This is a genomic window from Roseomonas populi (genome assembly GCF_024594815.1).
GTDB classification, from domain to species: domain Bacteria; phylum Pseudomonadota; class Alphaproteobacteria; order Acetobacterales; family Acetobacteraceae; genus Roseomonas; species Roseomonas populi.
In genome coordinates this window covers 442,620-460,389 of the sequence record NZ_JANJOU010000001.1, presented here as the reverse complement: position 1 = coordinate 460,389, position 17,770 = coordinate 442,620, and the positions used below count along the sequence as shown (strand labels likewise).

Genomic DNA, 17,770 nt, shown 5'->3' with positions numbered 1-17,770 from the left:
CGCGGGCTGCCCCTGGGAGGCAGTGCCTCCCCGGACCTGCATCGGGGAAAAACCTGCAGCGTCGTGCCGACGACGAGGCCCGGTTCTGCCCTGGCCATCACCTCGGCTCATCGAGCCGAGGCGCACCGTCAGCCGGGTGACCCCCACCGCCAGAAAATGATGATGGTGAGGGGGGCGGCGAGAGGAAGAGTTCCTTCTTCCTCTCCCCGGGGCACACCGGCAGCCCGGAACGAGGGCCCTCCTAGCTGCGCGGCGTTTCCACCAGGATGCCCTTCTCCTTCAGCGCCGCGATCTCCTCCGCCGAATAACCGGCGGCCGACAGCACGGAGTCCCCGTGCTCGTTGAAGCGCGGCGGCACGGTGCGCGCGCCGCCCGGCGTGCGGGAGAGCTTCACCGGCGTGTTCAGCGCGCGGAACTCGCCGATCTCCGCCACCATGTTGCGCGCCTTCGTGTGCGGCGCCGCCACCGCCTCGTCCACGTAGAGCACGGGGCCGGCGGGCAGGCCGGCCTTCAGCATGCGGTCGCAGAGGGCGTGCCCGTCTTCGGTCGCCAGCCGCGCCTCCAGGATGGTGTCCAGGTCGCCGCGGTTCACCACGCGGTCCCCGTTGGTGGCGAAGCGCGGGTCCTTCGCCAGCTCGTCCAGGCCGAGGAAGGCGCAGAACTTGCGCCAGGCCGGATCATTGCCGCAGGCCACGAAGATCTCGCAGGTGGCAGTGCGGAACTTGGAATAGGGCGAGATGTTCGGGTGCGGGTTGCCGGTGGCGGCAGGGCGCTTGCCGTTCAGGAAGTGGTTCGCGGCCTGCGGGTGCAGCAGCGCCATGCCGCAGTCGTGCAGCGTCATGTCCACGTACTGCCCGCGGCCGGAGCGCTCCCGCTCCTGCAGGGCCATCAGGATACCGATGGTGGAGTAGAGGCCGGTGGCGAGGTCCACCACCGGCGTGCCCATCCGCAGCGGCCCGCTGCCCGGCTCGCCGTTGATGGACATCAGCCCGACCATGGCCTGCACGATGGCGTCGTAGCCCGGCAGCCCGCCCAACGGGCCCTCCGCGCCGAAACCGGAGACGCGGCAATGCACCAGGCGCGGGAAGCGCTGGGACAGAACGTCGTAGCCGATCCCCCACTTCTCCATGCTGCCGGGCTTGTAGTTCTCCACCAGCACGTCCGCGCCATCCAGCAGGCGCAGCAGCACCTCGCGGCCCTCCGGCTTGGAGAGGTCGAGGGCGATGCTCCGCTTGTTGCGGTTCACGCCGAGAAAGTAGCTGGCGATGCCGTCCTGGAAGGGCGGGCCCCAGGCGCGCACCTCGTCACCCTGGGGCGGCTCGATCTTGATCACCTCCGCCCCGTGGTCGGAGAGGATCATGGTGCAGTAGGGGCCGCCGAGGACGCGGGTGAGGTCGATCACCCGGATGCCCGCCAGCGCCCCGGCGCTGACTCCCGCAGGGGCGGGGCCGTTCTCGGGCAGGGGCAGGGCATCGGTCATGGCATGGTCCTCCGTGACCCCGTTCTGCCTCCACGGGCCTCCCGGCTCAAGCCGGGCCGGGCCGTACACCGCGGGCGGTCCTCCGTACCGTACGGGGCAGGCCTCGCGGATCCAGCCCCTCAACGCTTGGCGGTCGGCCGATCCCCGAGCTGGTCCAGCGCGTCCGGGTTGTCGCGCCCCCAGGCGTAGAGCAGTTCCACAGGCACCACGAAGCGCTGGCCCAGCGCCGTCAGCCGGTACTCGACGGCGGGCGGGACCGTGCCCTGGACATGCCGCGTGAGGAGGCCGCTGCCCTCCATCTCCCGCAGGGTCTGGGTCAGCATCTTCTTGGAAATCCCGGGCAGGCTGCGCTGGAGCACGCCCGTCCGCGCCGCGCCGCCGAGGCGGGCGTGAAGCGTGTGCAGGATCATGCTGGTCCACTTCGTCGTGAACAGCGCCAGCACGCGCCGGGGCGCGCAGTCCTCCCGCCATTCCTCTTCCGGGCTGCCAGGGCGCATGGGTGGTTACCTTCGGGTGCCTATGTCCCGATTTGGTGCCGTCTGGAAGCCTCGCCAAGCACGGCCCAACTCCCGCCCCTGAACCGAGATGGAGAGCGCAGATGAAGGGCACGGCACTGGTGGTAGGGGCAAGCGGGATCGTCGGCAGCGCGACGGCGGAGCTCCTCCTTGAAGAAGGGTGGACGGTGCACGGCCTGGCGCGGCGCCCGGGCCGGCAGGCCGGCGGGTCCTCCGGCATCCTGCCCGTCGCGGCCGACCTTCAGGACGCGGCGGCCACCGCGGCCGCGCTGGCGGGGCTGCGCCCGGACGCGGTTTTCATCACCACCTGGCTGCGCCAGGACAGCGAGGCGGAGAACATCCGGGTCAACGCCGCCATGGTACGCAACCTGCTGGACGGCCTGCGCCCCGCCGGGGGCGCCGGCCACGTCGCCCTCGTCACGGGCCTCAAGCACTACCTCGGTCCGTTCGAGGCCTACGGGAAGGGCAAGCTGCCCCAGACCCCTTTCCGTGAGGAGCAGGGCCGGCTGGACGTGGAGAACTTCTACTACGCCCAGGAGGACGAAGTCTTCGCCGCCGCCGCGCGCGACGGCTTCACCTGGAGCGTCCACCGGCCGCACACGGTGATCGGCAAGGCCGTGGGCAATGCGATGAACATGGGCACCACCCTGGCTGTGTACGCCACGCTCTGCCGCGAGACGGGGCGGCCCTTCCGCTTCCCCGGCTCCGCTGCCCAGTGGAACGGGCTGACGGACATGACCGATGCCCGCCTGCTCGCCCGCCAGCTGCTCTGGGCCGCGACGACGCCGGCGGCGCGGAACGAGGCCTTCAACGTGGTGAACGGCGACGTTTTCCGCTGGAGCTGGATGTGGGGCCGCATCGCCAACTGGTTCGGGCTGGAGCCCGCGCCCTTCGACGGCACGGTGCGGCCGCTGGAGGAGCAGATGGCGGGTGATGCCCCGACCTGGCGCCATATCGCGGAGCGCGAGGGGCTGGCCGAGCCCGATCTGGGCCGCCTTGCCTCGCCCTGGCACACCGATGCCGACCTGGGCCGGCCGATCGAGGTGGTGACGGATATGAGCAAGAGCCGGCGGCTCGGCTTCACGGCCTATCAGCCGACGGACGACGCGTTCTTCGACCTGTTCGCGCAGCTCCGCGCCGACCGCCTCATTCCCTGAAGCCGGGAGACCGATCGTGCCCACCGACTTCTCGCGCAGCGACAACCTCCACCGGCCGCCGCTCCGCCGCCGGTTCGAGGCGACCACGAAGCCGCTGATCGTCACGCCCACCTTCGTCAGCCGCGTGGACGACACGCCCCCGGGCGGGCGACCGCGCGACGAGGGCTCCAGCAAGGGGCGGGACGGGAAGGAGGTGGCGCATCCCGACCGGCACCCGGAGGCGCTCGCGATCGAGCCCGACCCGAACCTCGCCTTCGAGCACTGGGACGAGTACTGGCGGAAGGTCCACGGGCCGAAATTCGCCTATGACGAGCCGGGCAGCTCCTCGGAGCTGGTGCTCCGCTACGACCAGCTGCACCGTATCGCCTCCGGCCCGTCTTCCTTCTTCCGCCCGCCCTACCGGGCGATGACCGAGGAGGGTGGACGGCTCGTCTCCGATCCCGAGGCGCGCGTGCCGGCCTTCGGGCGCCCGCGCTGGGACGGGCTGGCCTACATCGTCTACGCCGAGGAAGCGGACATCCAGCGCACGCTCGGACAGGAGAAGTTCGCGAAGCGCATCATCGCGGACGAGCAGGTGGCGTTCCGCATGGTCACCCGCGAGATTGCGCGCGAGCACATCCTCATCCCCAGCGCGCGGCACCGGGACCCGATCAGCCTTGTCCGCATTCATGTCCGCCGGCCCGGGCTGAGCCGGGAGGCCTTCCAGCAACGGTTGCTGGGTGAGCACGCGACCCTCGTGCTCGCCCAGCCGGCGACGCACGAGTACGTGCGGCGCTACGCGCAGCTGCACAACATCGGCTCCACGCAGGAGGACCCGGAAGGCAGCCGGATCGACGCCGTGTCGATCCTCGCCTTCGCCTCGCTGAATGACGTGGAAGACTATCTCGTCAGCGCGGACCACGCGGTGATCGACGCCTCCGAGGCGGGCCTCTGCGGAGAGGGATCCGAGTTCTGGACCGCCGTGAACTACAGCGTCATCAACCGGCTGATGCCGGAGCTCGCGACGGACCGGCCGTAAAGGGGGCGGGGGCGCCGCACGGCTCCCCCGCTCCGCGGGACATCAGGCCGCCAGATCCCGCATGACCTTGATCAGGTCCGACTTGCCCTCGAACCCGATGCCGGGAAGGTCGGGCATGGTGATGTGCCCGTCCTCCACCCGCACCCCGTCGGGGAAGCCGCCATAGGGCTGGAACAGGTCGGGGTAGCTCTCGTTTCCGCCCAGGCCGAGCCCGGCCGCGATGTTCAGCGACATCTGGTGCCCGCCATGCGGGATGCAGCGGCTGGGCGACCAGCCCGCGGTCTTCAGCACCTCCAGCGTGCGCTGGTACTCGCAGAGGCCGTAGGAGAGGGCGCAGTCGAACTGCAGCCAGTCCCGGTCCGGCCGCATCCCGCCGTAGCGGATGAGGTTGCGGGCGTCCTGGTGGCTGAACAGGTTCTCGCCGGTCGCCATGGGCGCCGGGTAGAACTCGGCGAGCTGCGCCTGGAGATTGTAGTCCAGCGGATCGCCAGCCTCCTCGTACCAGAAGAGCGGGTAGTCCCGGAGCATCTTGGCGTAGGCGATCGCGTCCTCGAGGTTCAGGCGGCCATTGGCATCGACCGCCAGCTGCGCCTTCCCGTCCAGCTCCTTCAGCACGCCCTCGATACGCGGGCGGTCCTCCTCGATGCCGTTGCCGATCTTCATCTTCACGACGGAATAGCCGCGGTCGAGATAGCTGCGCATTTCCGCCCGAAGCTGCTCGATCCCCTTGCCCGGGTAGTAGTAGCCCCCGGCGGCATAGACGAAGACGCGCGGATTCGCCGTGAGGCCGTGCCGCTCCGCCAGCAGCCGGAACAGCGGCTTGCCGGCGATCTTCGCCACCGCGTCCCACACCGCCATGTCGATGGTGCCGACGGCGACGGAGCGCTCCCCGTGCCCGCCCGGCTTCTCGTTCTTCATCAGCGTGGCCCAGATACGGTCCGGGTCCAGGTTGTCGCCCGCGTCGTTCAGCAGGGTCTTCGGATCGGCTTCCAGCAAGCGCGGCGCGAAGCGCTCCCGGATCAGCCCGCCCTGGCCGTAGCGGCCGTTGGAGTTGAAGCCGTAGCCCACCACCGGGCGCCCGTCCCGGATCACATCAGTGACCACGGCGACGAGGGAGAGCGTCATCTTGCTGAAGTCGATATAGGCATTGGCGATGGAGGAGGCGATCGGCGCCGTCACTTCCCTCAGATCCACGATCCGCATGGCATTTCCCTTCCTGCGGGGCAGACCATGCCCCCGGCGGGGCGGCGGGGCCAATGCCGATCGCGCCTTGCGTGATAAGGGTTCGGCATGACGCTGGACCTCTCCCAGATCGAGGACTTCCGGGTGCTCGCCGAAACCGGGAACTTCTCCCGCGCCGCGGCCCTGCGCCACGTGACCCAGCCCGCCTTCAGCCGCCGCATCCGCGCCCTGGAGGACTGGGCGGGCACCCCGCTCTTCGACCGGGAGGCGCACCCGATCGTGCTCACCCCGGCGGGGGAGGCGCTGCGCCCGCTGCTGGCCGAGGCGCTGCGCTGCCTGACGGAAGGACGGGACGCGGCCCGCGCCGCGGCGGAGCGGAGCCGCGCGACGCTGCGCTTCGCCGCCACCCACGTCCTCTCCTTCACCTTCTTCCCGACCTGGCTGCGCGCGCTGGAAAGCGGGGCGCCGCCCGGCGCCGTGTCCCTCGTCTCGGACAGCCTTCAGGCCTGCGAGGAGCTGATGCTGGGCGGCGGGGTGCAGTTCCTGCTCTGCCACCACCACGAGGCAGCGCCCTCCCGCCTCGATCCCTCGCGTTTCCCGTGGCACAGCGTCGGCGCGGACAGGCTGGTGCCGGTCGCGGCACCCGGCGGGCCCGCGCTGGAGGAGGGAAGGGGGGCGCTCCCCTTCCTCGCCTATAGCCCTGAATCCGGTCTCGGCCGCATCTTGGCGGCAGCGGTGCCGAAGGCGATGGAGGCAAGACTGAACGCGGCCTTCACCGCCCACCACGCCGCAACGCTGCGGACGATGGCACGGGCTGGCCGCGGCCTCGCCTGGTTGCCGGAGAGCCTGGTGGCCGAGGACCTCGCGGCCGGCACTCTCCGCCGCGCCGGGCCGGTTGCGCTGGACGTGCCGCTGGACATCCGCGTGATCCGTCCGCTGGCGCTCGGCGCCGCTGCCGAGACCTTCTGGTCCCTGGTGACCCGTCCCCTGAGGCCGCGCTCCCCCATGGCCTAGGCGTTGTTACCCTCGGCGCCCCCGGGTTTCCTGCTGCGGAAGCGTGGTAGCGGCGCAGGTTCTGGCAGGCGCAAGCACCCATCCCGTTCTGCTTCCAAAACATGGGGTTTCCGATAAGCTTCCCCGCAAACGGGACCGGCGGCCGCCACGCGCGACGCCCCGCAACCCGCCGGTCCCCGGGAGGAGATCCATGTGGAACCAGGTCTATAACCCGTTCGGGAACGCGGCCCTCTCGACCTTCGCGGCGGCGATCCCAGTGGTCATGCTGCTCATCCTGATCGCCACCAACAAGGTGAAGGCGCATATCGCGGCCGTCATCGCGCTGATCGCGGCGAACCTTGTCGCCATCCTCGTCTTCACCATGCCGGCGGGCATGTCGATCCGGGCCACGGTGCTGGGCGCGGTCAGCGGCTTCTTCCCGATCGGCTGGATCGTCCTGAACGTCATCTTCATGTACCGGCTCACCGTCGCGGCCGGGCGGTTCGAGACGCTGCAGCGCGCCATCGGCGGTGTCACGCCGGACCGGCGGCTGCAATTGCTGCTGATCGCCTTCGCCTTCGGCGCCTTCTTCGAAGGGGCTTCCGGCTTCGGCACGCCCGTCGCCGTCACCGGCGCGGTCCTGATCGGGCTGGGCTTCTCGCCCCTGGCTGCCTCTGGCCTCTCGCTGATCGCGAACACCGCACCGGTGGCCTATGGTGCGCTCGGCACCCCGATTGCCGGGCTCGCCAGCGTCACCGGAATGGACCCCTACATCCTCGGGGCGATGGTCGGGCGGCAATTGCCCGTCTTCTCCCTCATCGTGCCGTTCTGGCTCATCTGGGCCTTCGCCGGCTTTCGGGGAATGGTGCAGATATGGCCGGCCATCCTGGTCTGCGGTGTCTCCTTCGCCGTGCCGCAGTTCCTGATCTCCAACTACATCAATCCCTGGATCGTCGATATTGGCGCCTCCCTGATCTGCATGGCCTGCCTGATCGGCTTCATGAGGGTCTGGCGCCCGAAGGAGCTCTGGCTCTCGCCCGCGCTGCGCATGAGGGACGATTCCGCCGCGACCATGCCGCCCCGCCCGCCCGCGAGCGATGAGCGCCCGAGCAGGGACGAGATCTGGGCCGCGGTCACGCCCTGGATCATCGTCTGCGTTATCCTGCTGATCTGGGGCACGGGCTGGTTCAAGGCCTCGGTCAATCCCTGGGCCACCTGGAACTACCCGGTGCCCGACCTACACAACATGATCGCCAAGGTGCCGCCCGTCGCGCCGCGGCCGACGCCGGAAGGCGCCGTCTTCTCCTTCACCTGGCTGTCCTTCACCGGCACGGGCATCTTGATCGCGGCGATCATCTCGGCCGTCGTCATGGGCTTCTCCCCGGGCCGGATGATCGCGGAGTACGGGCGCACCATCCGGGTCTGCGCCTTCTCGCTCATCACCATCTCGGCGATGCTCGCGATCGGTACGCTCACCCGGCTCTCCGGCCTGGACGCGACGCTGGGCCTCGCCTTCGCGGGAACCGGCGTGCTCTATCCCTTTTTCGGCACGCTGCTCGGCTGGCTCGGCGTGGCACTGACGGGATCGGACACCGCCTCCAACGTACTGTTCGGGAACCTGCAGAAGATCACTTCGGAACAGCTCGGGCTGAACCCCGTGCTGATGGCGGCCGCGAACTCCTCGGGCGGCGTCATGGGCAAGATGATCGACGCCCAGTCCATCGTCGTCGCCTCAACCGCCACGAACTGGTTCGGGCACGAGGGCTCGATCCTCCGCTTCGTCTTTTGGCACTCGATCGCGTTGGCCTGCCTCGTCGGTGGCTTCGTGATGCTCCAGGCCTATGTGCATCCCTTCACGGAGATGGTGCTGACCCAGTAGAGGTCCGGCGGGCGGGCGCGGTCAGCCGCCCCCGCCCGCCAGCCCCTCCAGGATCGGGCAGTCCGGCCGCGCATCGCCGTGGCAGTGCGCGGCCAGATGCCGCAGGGTGGAGGCCATGGCGGAAAGGTCCCGCGCCTTCCTCTCCAGCGCTTCCACATGCGCCAGCGCCAAGCGCTTCACCTCCGCGCTTGCCCGCGCCTTGTCCCGCCACAGCGCCAGCAGCCCCGCAATTTCGGCCAGGGAGAAGCCGAGGTCGCGCGCGCGGCGAATGAAGCGCAGCGCGTGGACGTCCGAATCCCCGTAGTCGCGGTAGCCGGAATCCCGCCGCGCGGCCGCCGGCAGCAGCCCCACCGCCTCGTAGTGCCGGATCATCTTCGCCGAGACGCCGGAGGCCTTGGCCGCTTCCCCGATCCTCATGCCCGGAACCCCCTCAGCAGCAGCGCGTTGCCGACGACGAAGACGCTGGACAGCCCCATCGCCGCCGCCGCGAGCACGGGGGAGAGCAGCCCGGCCACCGCCACGGGGATCAGCACCACGTTGTAGGCGAAGGCCCAGAACAGGTTCTGCCGGATGTTGCGCAGCGTGGCGCGGCTCAGCGCGATGGCGGTGGCGATGCCGCGCGGGTCGCCGGACATCAGCACCACGTCGGCGCTCTCGATCGCCACATCCGTGCCCGTGCCGATGGCGATGCCCACATCGGCCGCCGCCAGGGCGGGCGCGTCGTTGATGCCGTCGCCGACGAAGGCCAGCGCGCGATCGCTCTTCAGGCGCCGTACCGCTTCCACCTTGTCTTCCGGCATCACCTCCGCCTCCACCTCCTCGATGCCCAGCGGGCGGGCGATCGCCTCGGCCGTGCGGCGGTTGTCGCCGCTCACCATCGTCAGCCGCAGGCCGAGGCCGCGCAGCGCCTCCATGGCGGCCGGGGCGCCGGGGCGCAGCGGATCGGCCACAGCCAGGATCGCCGCCAGGCGTCCGTTAACCGCCGCATAGACCGGGCTGCGCCCCGCCTCGCCCAACCGCGCCGCCTCGGCCGCGAAGGGCGACACATCCAGCCCGAGCGAGACCATGTACCGGTCCGCGCCCACCTCCACCCTCTGGTCCCCGACCTGCGCGCGCAGCCCCATGCCGGGGACCGCCCGCATGTCGCTGGCCCTGGGGACGGAGACGCCGCGCTCCGCCGCTGCCGCGCGAATGGCGGCCGCCACGGGATGCTCGCTGCCGGACTCCGCGGCGGCGATCAGCGGCAGCAGCATCGCCTCATCGAAGCCCGGCGCCGGGATGAGATCCGTCAAGGCCGGGCGGCCCTCCGTCAGCGTGCCCGTCTTGTCCATCGCCACCACGGAGACGCCCTGCAGCGCCTGCAGCGCCGCGCCCCGCCGGAACAGCACGCCCAGCTCCGCCCCACGTCCCGTGCCCACCATCACTGCGACGGGCGTGGCCAGCCCCATGGCGCAAGGGCAGGCGATAATCAGCACCGCGACAGCGGCCACCAGCGCCTGCGCCACGCCCCCGCCCAGCAGGAGCCAGCCCAGGAAGGTCAGCGCCGCCACGCCGATGACGGCGGGCACGAACCACAGCGTCACCCGGTCCGCCAGCGCCTGGACGGGCAGCTTGCCGCCCTGCGCCTCCTCCACCAGCCGCGTGATCCGGGCCAGCACGGTGCCCGAACCCACGGCCGTGGCCCGCAGGCGCAGCGCGCCCGCGCCGTTCACCGTGCCGCCGACCACCGCGTCGCCCACGCTTCTCCGGACCGGCGCGGATTCGCCCGTGACCATGGATTCGTCGATGTGGGATTCGCCCTCCAGCACCACCGCGTCGGTCGGCACGCGCTCGCCGGGGCGCACGCGCATCACGTCGCCGGCGCGCAGTTCGGCCGCGGGCACCTCCTCCTCCGCTCCGCCGCGCTCCACCCGCGCCACCGGCGGCTGAAGGTCCAGCAGCCTGCGGATCGCCGCCGAGGCTCGCCCGCGCGACCGCGCCTCCAGCCACCGCCCGAGCAGCACCAGAGCGACGATCACGGCCGATGCCTCGAAGTAGACGTGCCGGCTGTCCGCCGGCACCAGCCCGGGCACGACCACCACCACGGCCGAATAGGCCCAGGCGGCCAGCGTGCCGAGGGCGACGAGGCTGTTCATCTCCGGCGCGCCGCGGAACAGCGCGGGCCAGCCGATCCGGTGGAAGCGCAGCCCCGGACCGAACAGGACCGCGCTGGCCAGTGCGAGTTGCAGGAGGTTCCAGGCCCTGCCGCCGATCGCATGGTGCACCGCCGGCAGGAGGTGCCCGCCCATCTCCACCAGAAAGAGCGGCGCGGCCAGGGCAATTGCCAGGATCGCGTCCCGCCGCAGCCCCGCCTCCTCCCGCGCCTCGGCGGGCGCGGCCTCCTCGCGCGTATCCGGCGCCGCCTCAGCCACCGGCTCGTAGCCCGCCTTGCGGATGGCGGATTCCAGCGCCGCGCGGTCCACCGCATCCGGCGCGTGCCGCACCGTGGCCCTGTGGGTCGCGAAGTTGACGGAAGCCCCGTTCACCCCGGGCAGGGCGGCCAGGTGCCGCTCGACGCGCCGCGCGCAGCCGGCGCAGGTCATGCCCTGGACGGCGATCTCCGTGGCCTCCTCCGGCGAGAGGTATCCCGCCGCCTCCACCGCCGCCCGCAGCGCCCCGGGCTCGATCGCCTCGCCCTCCACCGCGGCGCGGCGGGTGGCCAGGTTCACGCTCGCCGCCGTCACGCCCGGCACTGCGGCCAGGGCGCGCTCCACCCGGCCCGCGCAGCCCGCGCAGGTCATGCCATCGATGGGCAGGGTGATGCGGGTGATCTCGGCAAGGCTCATGGAGGGAACTCCTTCCCCGCCCAGATGGGGATTCCCATCATTGGAAGGTCAAGGGGTGGTTCCCGCGCCCGGCCATCCGCCCTAAGCCCATCCCATGGCCTTCGACCCCATCCCGGACGGCATCGTCTGCGTGCCCGACTACGAGGCACCCGCGCGGGAGCGCATGGGGGAGAATGCCTGGGCCTATGTCGGCGGCGGGGCGGGGGACGAAGCCACGCTGGCGGAGAACCGCGCCGCCTTCGCGCGGCTGCGCCTCAACACCCGGGTCCTGGCCCCGATGCGCGGTGCCCATACCCGGCTGGAACTGCTGGGCCAGGCGCTGGAGCACCCCATCCTCATCGCCCCCACCGCCTTTCACCGTCTGCTTCACCGGGACGGAGAGGCCGCGACGGCCATGGCGGCCGCGGCCACCGGCAGCCTGATGGTGGTCAGCGCCCAAGCCAGCCTGCCCCTGGAAACCATCGCATCCGGCGCCCGACCGGCGCCGTGGTTCCAGCTCTATATCCAGCCGGACCGAGCCTTCACCCTGGCCCTCGTGCGGCGGGCCGAGGCGGCGGGCTACGCCGCCCTGGTGGTGACGGTGGACGCCCCGGTCAGCCTGCGGAACCGCGAGCAGCGCGCCGGCTTCCGCCTGCCCCCGGGCGTGGAGGCCGTGAACCTGCGCGGCGCCGCTGCCCCGCCGCCCGCACAATCCACCAGCGAGATCTTCGCCGCCGTCGAGCACGCCGCCACCTGGGAGGACATCGCCGCCCTGCGCGCTGCCACGCGCCTGCCAATCCTCCTGAAGGGCATCCTGACCGCCGGCGACGCGGAGCGCGCCATCGAGGCCGGGGCGGCGGGCATCATCGTCTCGAACCACGGCGGCCGCGTGCTGGACACGTTGCCAGCCACGATCGATGCCCTGCCTGCCGTGGCCCGCCAGGTGGCCGGGCGCGTGCCCGTGCTGCTGGATGGCGGCATCCGCCGCGGCACGGACGTGCTGAAGGCCCTCGCCCTCGGCGCGAAGGCCGCGCTGGTCGGCCGGGCGCCGCTGCACGGGTTGGCGGTGGCGGGCGCCATGGGCGTGGCGCACGTGATCAAGCTGCTGCGCGCCGAGTTCGAGGTGGCGATGGTGCAGACGGGCTGCGCCACCCCCGACGCCATCGGTCCCGAGGTGATCTGGCGCGGCCCCTAACCCGCGCCCGCCTTGGGCGGCAGCGGGAACAGGGTGGCGAAGCGCCGTACCACGTCATGGGAACCCTCCACCCGCAGGGCGCCCGCCGCTTCCAACGCCTCCATTGGCTGCCCGCCATAGATAAGCCCCGCCAGCACCGGTGGCGTGCCTTCCAGCATCGCATCCGCCTCATCCGGCAGGCCGTGAGCGATCTCAATCCGCCCGCCGGCAAGCTTGACCCCGAACCTCTCACGCCCCAGCCGCAGGCCAATCCGCGCCGCCATGTCCCCCGCCCGCGCCGGGTCCAGCATCGTCCGCAGCGAGAGCAGCAGGGATGCCGCGCTGAAGGGCAGGGTGGGGTCGTGCAGCGGCGACCGCGCCGCCCAGCGGCCGAGAGCCTGGAAGATCGGCTCGGCCTCCTTTCCCCACTCCGTCAACTCATAGACCTGGGCTGAGGCGGGTGGCGGCAGCCGGAAGCGGGTGAGGACGCCCGCAGACTCCAGCCCCTCCAGCCTTTGCGTCAGGACATTCGCGCTGATCCCCGGCAGGTCCGCCCGCAACTCGGAGAAGCGCCTGGGCCCGAACATCAGCTCCCGCATCACCAGCAGGGCCCAGCGCTCTCCCACAAGGTCCAGCGCGTGGGCAGCCGCGCAGGCATCATCGTACCAGCGCCGCCGTTCCGCCCGATAAGTTATTTTTTCTGACTCCATAGTTGCAATAGATAACTGAACGCGGCAACCTGTTCAAGCAACGCCAAAAAAGGGGGATGTCCATGGCCCGCATGATCTTCGTGAACCTGCCCGTGACCGACCTGAAGCGGTCCATCGCCTTCTACGAGTCGATCGGCGCGACGGTGAACCCGGACTTCACCGACGAGACCGCCGCCTGCATGGTCTTCTCCGAGACCATCTACGTGATGCTCCTGACCCATCCGAAGTTCGCCGGCTTCACCCCACGCCCCATCGCGGATGCCCGGGCCGCGAGCGAGGTCCTCCTCTGCATCTCCTGCGAGAGCCGGGAGGCGGTGGACGAGATGGTGGGCGCCGCCGCGGCCTCCGGCGGCGTGGCCGACCCTTCGGCGAAGCAGGACTACGGCTTCATGTACGGCCGCAGCTTCGAGGACCCGGACGGCCATATCTGGGAGCCGATGTACATGGACATGCAGGGCTACCTCGCCGCCACCGGCAAGGCGGCCGCCTGATGTCAGGCATCGCGACCTGCCTCTGGTTCGACGGGCAGGCGGAGGAGGCAATCGCCTTCTACGTCGCCGCCTTCCGCCGCGCCGGGCGCCCGGCGGAGCCCGGCCCGGTGCTGCGCGGCGGCCCCGCCGGGCCGGACGGGGTGCTCCTCGCCACCGCCCGGCTGGACGGGCACGAGGTGCAGGGCCTGAACGGCGGCGCGGAGCACCGCTTCACTCCGGCCATCTCCCTATCCGTCGCCTGCGAGAACCAGGCCGAGGTGGACGCCTTCTGGGACGCGCTGGGCGAGGGCGGCTCGCCCATGGCCTGCGGCTGGCTGACGGACCGCTTCGGTGTCTGCTGGCAGATCTTCCCGAAGCGGCTGCCGGAACTGCTGATGAGCCCGGATCGCGAGGCTGCCGCCCGCGCGATGCAGGCGATGATGGACATGGTGAAGATCGAGATCGCGCCGCTGGAAGCGGCCTTTGCGGGGGAGTGAGACGATGCGCGTGATGGTCCTGGTCAAGGCGACGGCCGACAGCGAGGCGGGCACCATGCCCTCCACCGAGCTGATGGAGGCGATGGGCCGCTACAACGAGGAGCTGGCCGCGGCCGGTATCCTGCTGGCCGGGGAGGGGCTGAAGCCTTCCTCCCAGGGCAAGCGCGTGGCCTTCGACGGCGCGAGCCGCACGGTCATCGACGGCCCCTTCGCCGCCACGGGCGAACTCGTCGCCGGGTTCTGGCTCTGGCAGGTGAAGAGCATGGAGGAGGCGTTGGACTGGGTGCGCCGCTGTCCCAACCCCATGCCCGGCCCCAGCGAGGTCGAGATCCGCCCGCTCTACGAGATGGCGGATTTCGGCGAGGCGATGACGCCGGAACCCGGGAAGCCGGCGAGCTAGCCTGCCCGATCCTAACGCTGAGCACAGGTCTCCGCGCTGTATCCCCGAATGAGGATGCAATACGCTGACTGGACCTGTCTTGGCTATGGATCGGAGTGCGGTGCAAATGCATGGAAAGCATCTTCTCGCGGAGATAAAGCAGCGCATCGCGATATCTAAGGGCCAGGCGTCCATGACGGACGCAGCCTTGGCGAGAGAGCTTGGTGTGACGCAACCAGCCCTGGGCAACTACAGGAAAGGGCAACTGACGCCGAGGCAGATCTTCAACCTGATGGAGAGCTATGCGCGCTCTAAGGAGAGAAGATTTATTGAGGACACGATTGTACCTATTGTTGAATTCTTCTACTTGGATGCAGTAGAAACAAGGAAGGGGAAAAGTTGGCAAATCTTCTCTTGTCAAGATGAGAACGATCGTCCGCATCCGTATTATACGGGGCTGAAGAAACGGCTGGACAGCTCACACGGGATCTACGTGTTTCACGATAGCCGGGGACGAGCGATATACGCCGGAAAGGCACAACGTCTCTCACTTTGGACGGAAATGAACAACGCTTTCAATAGAGACCGTGGTGAGGTTCAGAATATAAAGCGCGTCAACCATCCATCCAATCGTGTCGAATTCCAAGGTACCGAGGAGAAGCGGAGGCGCATAGTCCGCGAAGCGGTAGCACTTCACGACATCGCGAGTTACGTGAGCGCGTATCAAGTGCCCGATGGGCTTATCGGGAAACTTGAAGCTCTCATTGTGAGGTCTTTTGCGAACGACCTGCTGAACGTCAGAATGGAAAACTTTTGATAGTTAGGCTGACTTGTTCTCCACCATCGCCAGCAACGTCTCCAGCCGGTCCGCCTCCTCCGCCGGCTTGTCCTGCCGCAGCCGGGCAATGCGGGGGAACCGCATCGCCACGCCGGAGCGATGCCGGGTGGAGAGCTGGGCGGCGTCGAAAATCACCTCCAGCACGAAGCTCTTCTCCACCTCCCGCACGGGCCCGAAGCGGCCGGTGGTGTGATTGCGCACCCAACGGTCCAGGAAGATCAGTTCCTGATCGGTGAAGCCGGAATAGGCCTTGCCCACGGGCACCAGTTCCCGCGTGCCATCCTCGTTCGTGCGCCACAGGCCGAAGGTGTAGTCGCTGTAGTAGCTGCTGCGCTTTCCGTGGCCGCGCTGCGCGTACATCAGCACGGCGTCCACCGTCAGCGGCGCGCGCTTCCACTTCCACCACAGCCCCTTCACGCGGCCGGGGACGTAGGCGCTGTCCGCGCGCTTGATCATCAGCCCCTCGATCGAGGCCTCCCGCGCCGTGTCGCGCAGGGCGGAGAGCTCATCCAGCCCCGCGAAGCGGATCTGCTCGGACAGGTCCATCCGCGCCGGCGCATGGCGCGCCACCCAGGCCTCGAGCCGCGCGCGGCGCGCGTCGTAGGGCAGGGACCTGAGGTCCTCCTCCCCGTCCAGCAGCAGATCGTAGAGCCGCACGGCCACGGGGTAGTCACGGATCAGCTTTGGCCCGATCACCTTGCGGTTCAGCCGCTGCTGAAGGTCCGAGAAGGGCGCCACCGCGCCGTCCCGGATCACCAGCAATTCCCCGTCCAGCACGGCGTGGAACTCCATCGCCTCCGCGATCTCGGGGAAGGCGTTGGAGATGTCCTCCCCCGTACGGGACCAGATGCGCCGCCCACCCGGCCCGGCGGTGAGCTGCACGCGGATTCCGTCCCACTTCCACTCCGCCCGCCAGTCGCCGGGGTTCGCCTCGACAGCGGCAATGTCGGCCGGCGCCTCCAGCGGGTGGGCGAGCATCAGCGGGCGGAAGACGGGAGCGCCAGCGGCGTCAGGACGCGGACCATTCCCCTCCAGCCAGCGGAAAAGCGGGATGTAGGGCGGCGCGACACCGTGCCAGACCTCCTCGATCTCGCCCACCTCCTGCCCGGCCCACTCCGCCAGCGCCGTCTTCGCCAGCCTCGCGGAGGCGCCGACGCGAAGGCCGCCGGTGACGAGCTTGATCAGCGCCAGCCGCCCGCCGGCGTCCAGCGTGTCCAGCCAGCCTTCGAGCAGGGCCGGCACCTCGGCCCGGGAAGCGAGTTCCAACCCCTCCACCACCTCGGACAGCGAGGGCGGCGGTGCGTTCACCCCCTCCCGCTCCGGCCAGATCAGCGCCACCGTCTCCGCCAGATCGCCGACATAATCATGGGAGAGGGCGAGCAGGACCGGGTCCACCCGGCTCTCCACGAGGTTGCGCACCAGCATCGGCTTGGCGGCGGTGAAGGCCAGCTCTCCTGTCAGCGCGGCCAGGCCGACGCCGCGGTCGGGGTCCGGCTGCTCGGCGAACCAGCGGCGGATCAGGGCGATCTTGGCGTTGCGGCCGGGGGTGAAGACCAGCCGTTCCAGCAGGTCCGCGAAGGCCTGGACGCTCACGAGGGAGCCCCGCGCCGGGCCGCGTCCGCTTCCTCCTCGGTCGGCGGGGCCTCCGGCGCGCCCTCATCCTCCTCGTCACCGCGCCCCACCAGGTGCAGGGCCCGGCCGCGCACGCCCCGCAGCCCCAGCGCGTGGACCAGCGCGTCGTCCCGCCCGTGCGTCACCCAGACCTCTGGCGCGCGCACCTCCTCGATCGTCTCCAGAAGCTCGTCCCAGTCCGCGTGGTCGGAGATGATCAGGGGCAGCTCCACACCGCGCAGCTTCGCCCGCTGCCGCACCGTCATCCAGCCGGAGGCGGCGCAGGTCACGGGATCGGCCAGCCGCCGCGCCCACGGAGTCGCCTCCGCGGAGGGCGGCGCCAGCACGATTTCCCCCGCCAGGATCGGCGGATGCCCGCGCTTCAGTCCCTTCGGCACCGGCAGCAGCTCGCCCAACCGTACGCCGAGCGATTCGTAGAGGGTGCAGAGCTTCTCCACCGCCCCGTGCAGATAGACAGGCCGGTCCCACCCGGCCTCCCGCAGCAGGGCAATAATCCGCTGGGTCTTGCCCAGGGCATAGGCGCCGACGACATGGGCGCGCTCCGGGAACAGCGCCACGCTGTCCAGCAGGCGGCGGATCTCGTGCGAATCCGGCGGGTGGCGGAAGACCGGCAGGGCGAAGGTCGCCTCCGTGACGAAGACGTCGCACTCCACCGGCAGGAAGGGCGCGCAGGTCGGGTCCCGCCGCCGCTTGTAGTCGCCGGAGACGACGATCCGGCTGCCCTGCCATTCCAGCACCACCTGGGCCGAGCCGAGAACGTGCCCCGCCGGGGCCAGCGTGATCCGCACCCCGTTGCAGGTCACGGATTCACCGTAAGCCATCGCCTGCTGCTCGTCCCCCGCCCGGTCCTCGCCAAAGCGGGCGCGCATGATGGCGAGCGTCTCCGGCGTGGCCAGCACCGCCCCGTGGCCCGGGCGGGCATGGTCGGCATGGCCGTGGCTGACCACCGCGCGCTCCACGGGGCGGGAGGGGTCCACGTAGAAACCCCCCGGCTCGCAGAGGAGGCCGAGGGGCGTAACCTTCATCCAGGTTTCGGGATGGG

The 17,770-nt window shown here is 70.3% G+C and carries 17 protein-coding genes; 9 read left to right on the top strand and 8 right to left on the bottom strand.

Translation table 11 applies throughout. The features are described 5' to 3' along the window. Positions 1–241 precede the first annotated feature (241 nt). Both NRP21_RS02295 and NRP21_RS02290 read right to left on the bottom strand, forming a co-directional pair. Entirely contained in the window at positions 242–1,480 is a 1,239-nt protein-coding gene (locus NRP21_RS02295) for a CaiB/BaiF CoA transferase family protein (RefSeq protein ID WP_257714538.1), read from the bottom strand. Positions 1,481–1,599: 119 nt separating this feature from the next. Next, positions 1,600–1,977 carry a winged helix-turn-helix transcriptional regulator gene (locus tag NRP21_RS02290; RefSeq protein ID WP_257714537.1) on the bottom strand — a complete coding sequence of 126 codons (378 nt, stop codon included), beginning with the start codon at positions 1,975–1,977 and terminating at the stop codon, positions 1,600–1,602. A gap of 101 nt (positions 1,978–2,078) precedes the next feature. Here NRP21_RS02290 and NRP21_RS02285 point away from each other — a divergent pair, with 101 nt between their 5' ends. Both NRP21_RS02285 and NRP21_RS02280 read left to right on the top strand, forming a co-directional pair. After that, on the top strand, positions 2,079–3,152 hold the full coding sequence (locus NRP21_RS02285) for an SDR family oxidoreductase (protein WP_257714536.1): 1,074 nt from the start codon (positions 2,079–2,081) through the stop codon (positions 3,150–3,152). Between the two features lie 16 nt (positions 3,153–3,168). Beyond that, entirely contained in the window at positions 3,169–4,170 is a 1,002-nt protein-coding gene (locus NRP21_RS02280) for an EthD domain-containing protein (RefSeq protein ID WP_257714535.1), read from the top strand. A gap of 42 nt (positions 4,171–4,212) precedes the next feature. On the opposite strand, the gene NRP21_RS02275 is transcribed toward NRP21_RS02280, so the two are convergent. Further along, a complete protein-coding gene (locus NRP21_RS02275) occupies positions 4,213–5,373 on the bottom strand; it encodes a mandelate racemase/muconate lactonizing enzyme family protein (protein ID WP_257714534.1) in 1,161 nt (386 codons plus the stop codon). Positions 5,374–5,460: 87 nt separating this feature from the next. Between NRP21_RS02275 and NRP21_RS02270 the strand changes: the two genes are divergently transcribed. Together NRP21_RS02270 and NRP21_RS02265 are read left to right on the top strand one after the other, a co-directional pair. Continuing rightward, positions 5,461–6,366: a LysR family transcriptional regulator gene (locus NRP21_RS02270; protein WP_257714533.1), complete on the top strand. Its 906-nt coding sequence runs from the start codon at positions 5,461–5,463 to the stop codon at positions 6,364–6,366. A 190-nt stretch (positions 6,367–6,556) separates the two neighbouring features. Beyond that, on the top strand, positions 6,557–8,224 hold the full coding sequence (locus tag NRP21_RS02265; RefSeq protein WP_257714532.1) for an L-lactate permease: 1,668 nt from the start codon (positions 6,557–6,559) through the stop codon (positions 8,222–8,224). 21 nt (positions 8,225–8,245) lie between these two features. Here NRP21_RS02265 and cueR read toward each other — a convergent pair whose 3' ends face one another. Together cueR and NRP21_RS02255 are read right to left on the bottom strand one after the other, a co-directional pair. Next, a complete protein-coding gene (gene cueR, locus NRP21_RS02260) occupies positions 8,246–8,641 on the bottom strand; it encodes a Cu(I)-responsive transcriptional regulator (protein WP_257714531.1) in 396 nt (131 codons plus the stop codon). Then, positions 8,638–11,049, bottom strand: coding sequence for a heavy metal translocating P-type ATPase (locus tag NRP21_RS02255; protein WP_257714530.1), 2,412 nt, complete (start codon positions 11,047–11,049; stop codon positions 8,638–8,640). The genes cueR and NRP21_RS02255 overlap by 4 nt, the downstream gene beginning before the upstream one ends. A gap of 94 nt (positions 11,050–11,143) precedes the next feature. On the opposite strand from NRP21_RS02255, the gene NRP21_RS02250 reads away from it, so the two are divergent. After that, entirely contained in the window at positions 11,144–12,223 is a 1,080-nt protein-coding gene (locus NRP21_RS02250; protein ID WP_257714529.1) for an alpha-hydroxy acid oxidase, read from the top strand. Here the strand turns inward: NRP21_RS02250 and NRP21_RS02245 are convergent. Continuing rightward, positions 12,220–12,828 (bottom strand): winged helix-turn-helix transcriptional regulator, encoded by a 609-nt coding sequence (locus NRP21_RS02245; RefSeq protein WP_257714528.1) that lies wholly within the window; start codon positions 12,826–12,828, stop codon positions 12,220–12,222. The genes NRP21_RS02250 and NRP21_RS02245 overlap by 4 nt on opposite strands. Before the next feature lie 146 nt (positions 12,829–12,974). On the opposite strand from NRP21_RS02245, the gene NRP21_RS02240 reads away from it, so the two are divergent. The 4 genes from NRP21_RS02240 to NRP21_RS02225 all read left to right on the top strand — a co-directional run bounded on the left by NRP21_RS02240 (position 12,975) and on the right by NRP21_RS02225 (position 15,075). Beyond that, positions 12,975–13,403 carry a VOC family protein gene (locus tag NRP21_RS02240; RefSeq protein WP_257714527.1) on the top strand — a complete coding sequence of 143 codons (429 nt, stop codon included), beginning with the start codon at positions 12,975–12,977 and terminating at the stop codon, positions 13,401–13,403. Further along, on the top strand, positions 13,403–13,879 hold the full coding sequence (locus NRP21_RS02235) for a VOC family protein (protein WP_257714526.1): 477 nt from the start codon (positions 13,403–13,405) through the stop codon (positions 13,877–13,879). The genes NRP21_RS02240 and NRP21_RS02235 overlap by 1 nt, the downstream gene beginning before the upstream one ends. A 4-nt stretch (positions 13,880–13,883) precedes the next feature. Next, on the top strand, positions 13,884–14,279 hold the full coding sequence (locus tag NRP21_RS02230; RefSeq protein ID WP_257714525.1) for a YciI family protein: 396 nt from the start codon (positions 13,884–13,886) through the stop codon (positions 14,277–14,279). Between the two features lie 172 nt (positions 14,280–14,451). Beyond that, on the top strand, positions 14,452–15,075 hold the full coding sequence (locus tag NRP21_RS02225; protein WP_257714524.1) for a hypothetical protein: 624 nt from the start codon (positions 14,452–14,454) through the stop codon (positions 15,073–15,075). Between the two features lie 3 nt (positions 15,076–15,078). On the opposite strand, the gene NRP21_RS02220 is transcribed toward NRP21_RS02225, so the two are convergent. Next, positions 15,079–16,689 (bottom strand): cisplatin damage response ATP-dependent DNA ligase, encoded by a 1,611-nt coding sequence (locus tag NRP21_RS02220; RefSeq protein WP_257714523.1) that lies wholly within the window; start codon positions 16,687–16,689, stop codon positions 15,079–15,081. After that, a complete protein-coding gene (locus NRP21_RS02215) occupies positions 16,686–17,753 on the bottom strand; it encodes a ligase-associated DNA damage response exonuclease (RefSeq protein ID WP_257714522.1) in 1,068 nt (355 codons plus the stop codon). The genes NRP21_RS02220 and NRP21_RS02215 overlap by 4 nt, the downstream gene beginning before the upstream one ends. Positions 17,754–17,770: the final 17 nt, after the last annotated feature.